The sequence below is a fragment of the Mesorhizobium sp. P3_A2 genome (genome assembly GCF_056403115.1).
Genome location: NZ_JBFUGC010000058.1, coordinates 1 through 527 on the forward strand (window position 1 = coordinate 1; position 527 = coordinate 527).

General features: G+C 70.0%; 1 pseudogene. It reads left to right on the forward strand.

Going from position 1 to position 527, the window contains the following annotated elements:
- Nucleotides 1–527, forward strand: a pseudogene (locus tag AC1DXM_RS32000) (hypothetical protein); the annotation flags it as partial.

Sequence of the window (527 nt, forward strand, 5' to 3'; positions counted from 1 at the left end):
AAGCGCGCACCTTCTGACCCCCGCATCACCGCCGGCATCATTGCGCTTGCGGCAATCGCGCTGCTGATCGGCGGCGCCTTCGCGGGCCTCATCCTCGAAGGCGCGCACGACCTCCGCGGTGCTGCGTCCGCCTTCGATCTCTATCTCCTGCGCGTCACCCGCTTCACCCTGTGGCAGGCGGCACTCTCGACGCTGCTTTCCGTCGTACCGGCGCTGTTCGTCGCCCGCGCCCTGTCGCGGCATCCGCGCCCCGACCCTCCCCACAAGGGGGAGGGTGGAAAGCGCGCACCTTCTGACCCCCGCATCACCGCCGGCATCATTGCGCTTGCGGCAATCGCGCTGCTGATCGGCGGCGCCTTCGCGGGCCTCATCCTCGAAGGCGCGCACGACCTCCGCGGTGCTGCGTCCGCCTTCGATCTCTATCTCCTGCGCGTCACCCGCTTCACCCTGTGGCAGGCGGCACTCTCGACGCTGCTTTCCGTCGTACCGGCGCTGTTCGTCGCCCGCGCCCTGTCGCGGCATCCGCG